The sequence below is a fragment of the Pseudomonas sp. P7548 genome, from assembly GCF_013386585.1.
In the GTDB taxonomy this organism is placed as follows: domain Bacteria; phylum Pseudomonadota; class Gammaproteobacteria; order Pseudomonadales; family Pseudomonadaceae; genus Aquipseudomonas.
In genome coordinates this window covers 1-314 of sequence record NZ_JACARO010000219.1, presented here as the reverse complement: position 1 = coordinate 314, position 314 = coordinate 1, and the positions used below count along the sequence as shown (strand labels likewise).

Sequence of the window (314 nt, the reverse complement as noted above, 5' to 3'; positions counted from 1 at the left end):
CCGCTCCCACATTTGTTCAGCGCTGTTCTTGAGATGACTTACGCACCGGGAACGGGAAGTAGAAGAACCGCAAGAACGCCACCCGCTTGATCACTTCCCACCACAAAACCCACGCACGCCGCGACAAACGCGTGCAGCCCCAGCCGCTCCAGCAGGTCAACCGTCTTGTGCTGGATCTCTCCGTGGAAGATCAGCAGGATCAGGGTGTTCTGGCCAATGTAGGTCATCGCCCGTGTGATGAGGGTCGACACCATCAGCACCCGCGCCAGTGACCAGCACGCGTACACGCCGAGCACCGCCAGCAGACTGGTCCA

Annotated in this window: 1 pseudogene; it reads right to left on the bottom strand. The window is 60.5% G+C overall.

Features of this window, described 5'->3' with window-relative positions:
- Positions 1-16: 16 nt before the first annotated feature.
- A pseudogene (locus HX803_RS32390) lies at positions 17-314 on the bottom strand (acetyltransferase); the annotation flags it as partial.